The sequence below is a fragment of the Candidatus Pantoea deserta genome (assembly GCF_003813865.1).
Classification (GTDB): Bacteria; Pseudomonadota; Gammaproteobacteria; order Enterobacterales; family Enterobacteriaceae; genus Pantoea; species Pantoea deserta.
Genome location: NZ_RMVG01000047.1, coordinates 1 through 2,534, shown reverse-complemented (window position 1 = coordinate 2,534; position 2,534 = coordinate 1). Strand labels below are relative to the sequence as shown.

Genomic DNA, 2,534 nt, shown 5'->3' with positions numbered 1-2,534 from the left:
TACAGCCCCGGAACGGCACATTACGGTGCCGGGCCGGTCCTCAGCGGCCACGTCTTTTTTGTGGCCAGTGAGCGCGCGGGCGAAAGCCCGATGCAGGGGTTAGCCTTGCCGTTGCCATCAGACCCTAGCCGACAGGCCCGGAACGCATCGCGGTCCGGCGGAGCTTACCGGCTCTGCCGGTTAGCGCAGTGGGGCTCGACGACCCGGCAACGCCGGGGAGCCGAAGGGGGCCATCAGGCTGTTAATGCCGTTGACCTTCATGGACAGGAAACCGGAGAAGCAGCTGCAGCACAGCAGAACAGAGAGCAGCAGGAGGAGGAGAGAGAAGAGCGTGAGTCAGCGTCCCGGAGAGAGAAAACGCAGGCGAAGGGAGATGACCGGTGCGTCAGCACCGGTTTACTACCGGCCCGCAGGGCCGCCCGCTTTGCTCCAGTGTCTGACTGCTGAGCTATGGAATGAATCCTGCACTGTGTGTCGATACAGGATTCATAGAAATATATTTACTGTGGCTAACGTTACTCTGCGATCATCTTGTCAGTTATGTTGAACTCTTCAACTGAGTATCTATCTGTAGGGTTTCCGGTTGAATCCACAACTTTTGAATTCCAGCTTTCGCCGCTATGCACTACACCATAAGCTTCGCCATTTACTTCAAACCAATACACTGTTGTCCCGTCTGACCAGTTTTGATCTTTCCCAGTGAAATTTGCATTAATTTTAGACATTTCATTCCCTCGTAGTGTCAGGCGTAATTGCCTTCGATTGTTTCAGTACATACCTGTCGGCATGCTCTGTAGCCTTGAAACACATATAGTTATGCTGCAGGCCCTAAAGCTGTTACTTAAACCTCTGTGGAGCCGATCCAGACATTATCCAGATAAGCGTCAGCTCCTGACTCCATCCCCTGCGGCTGTACTTCGCACAGAAGCAAATGTGTCCAGCCATTCTCTGGCGCCGCCTGAGTGTGAATTATCTGCCCGTCCAGGCTGCGGATTGTAAGTTTGCCGTTTTTGACAGGCGTCAGAATATCCGGCTCGCCCGCCCGCTGATCTGTAATGTAATACATAGTGATGGCTCCTTTTGCTGATACCGATCAGGGTACACTGATTTTTCTCACTAAGGGCTGCGAGGCCAGGCTCAGGCCCTACGTCAGGACTAAACAGATGTCTGCTGGCTGTCAGCCTTCGCTAATCAGAACAAAATAGCGGTGCCGCTGATCCAGCAAAAATTCCCGCGCCTGCGCGCTTATCCAGGGCCGTGCCGCTTCGGCAGTATACAGGTTATAAGATGCGCATTCCGCTTCGGTCATAACGTGCCCGGTATAAGTAACATACCCGGCACGCAGTGGATTCTTCAGCGCTATTGCCAGACGTTCCAGTGTGTTCATTGCTGTCTCCTTTCCCCAGCAGCGCACTGCAGGAGCGTCAGTATTTACCCTCTCAGGCGGGAAAACTGCCAGTGACAAAACGGGCTGTATTCATCGCCTTTCGGCAGGCTTGCCTGCGCGTGTTTCTTCAGGCCTTCATGTTCTGACCAGAACAGCTCCAGCGCCGCCCCGTTAAGCAGGCCCGCTGCCTTATAGACGTTGGTTGTCTGATATTCGGTGCTTTCCTCATACTCTTCGTCACCGATCGGGTTTGCTGAATGCACGATGCGGGTTTCATAGGTTTCCGGCGCTGCGCCTGCTTTTGGGGCAAACAAGGCGACAGTGATCAACAGCTTTTCATGTGGATTAATCAGCAGCAGCTCGGTTGCCGACCGGAATTTGCCCGTATCAAATGCAGCTTCATCGCGCGTAAACGTTGCCGCCACCAGGTACTCCAGATGCATATTAAAATCACTGCGCAGCGCTGCGGTATTCACGTTGAACTGCGGATAGTTAACGTAGAAAAGATTGCGGCGAAAGGCGCGGCGGATCGCGTCATAGCTGACATTTTCTGCAGGTTCTGCCTTTGAAAAAGATGATTCTTTAGATTCTGAAGCCGGGGTGTTGACGTTCTGCTGTGACATGTTGTGTCTCCCGTGTGGTTTAAGTGATGTTTCTCTGAGTTCCTCGCCGTGAGGGCAGAACGGGCGACCGGGCATCAGGCTGAACGCAGGGGGAAACGGCAAAGCCGCAGCCCGCAGGGACCGGGTGCCGCCGTTTAGCGCGCGACCCTTGCGTGAAGACGCCCGGGTGCCAGGTTTCTGCACGGCGAAGGGGCTCAGGGGAACAGAACACAACGCGGAGGGATGAACAGGGCACGGCCCCGGAACGGCACACCACGGTGCCGGGCCGGTCCGCAGCGGCCACGTCTTTTTGTGGCCAGTGAACGCGCCGGCGCCAGCCGGCTGCAGGGGTTGACCTGGCCGTTCGCCATCAGACCCTAGCCGGCAGGCCCGAACCCCGAAGGGATTCGGCGGAGCTTACCGGCTTTGCCGGTTAGCGGAGTGGGGCTCGACGACCCGGCAACGCCGGGGAGCCGAAGGGGGCCATCAGGCTGTTTATGCCGTTGACCTTCAGGGACAGGAAACCGGAGAAGCAGCCGCAGCAC

The 2,534-nt window shown here is 56.2% G+C and carries 4 protein-coding genes; all 4 read right to left on the bottom strand.

The annotated features are described in order from the left end of the window. Nucleotides 1–515: 515 nt before the first annotated feature. Nucleotides 516–725: a hypothetical protein gene (locus tag BBB56_RS23215; RefSeq protein ID WP_123803248.1), complete on the bottom strand. Its 210-nt coding sequence runs from the start codon at nt 723–725 to the stop codon at nt 516–518. A gap of 116 nt (nt 726–841) precedes the next feature. Next, nucleotides 842–1,066, bottom strand: a complete 225-nt coding sequence (locus BBB56_RS23210) for a hypothetical protein (protein WP_123803247.1) — start codon at nt 1,064–1,066, stop codon at nt 842–844. A 111-nt stretch (nt 1,067–1,177) separates the two neighbouring features. Beyond that, nucleotides 1,178–1,387, bottom strand: a complete 210-nt coding sequence (locus tag BBB56_RS23205) for a hypothetical protein (RefSeq protein ID WP_123803246.1) — start codon at nt 1,385–1,387, stop codon at nt 1,178–1,180. Between the two features lie 44 nt (nt 1,388–1,431). Beyond that, complete coding sequence (locus tag BBB56_RS23200; protein ID WP_123803245.1) at nt 1,432–2,010, bottom strand: hypothetical protein; 579 nt, start codon at nt 2,008–2,010, stop codon at nt 1,432–1,434. Nucleotides 2,011–2,534 lie beyond the last annotated feature (524 nt).

Excerpts from the sequence above, each read along its gene's own strand:
- BBB56_RS23215 (WP_123803248.1), bottom strand. The coding sequence starts at position 725 with ATGTCTAAAATTAATGCAAATTTCACTGGGAAAGATCAAAACTGGTCA.
- BBB56_RS23210 (WP_123803247.1), bottom strand. The coding sequence starts at position 1,066 with ATGTATTACATTACAGATCAGCGGGCGGGCGAGCCGGATATTCTGACG.
- BBB56_RS23205 (WP_123803246.1), bottom strand. The coding sequence starts at position 1,387 with ATGAACACACTGGAACGTCTGGCAATAGCGCTGAAGAATCCACTGCGT.
- BBB56_RS23200 (WP_123803245.1), bottom strand. The coding sequence starts at position 2,010 with ATGTCACAGCAGAACGTCAACACCCCGGCTTCAGAATCTAAAGAATCA.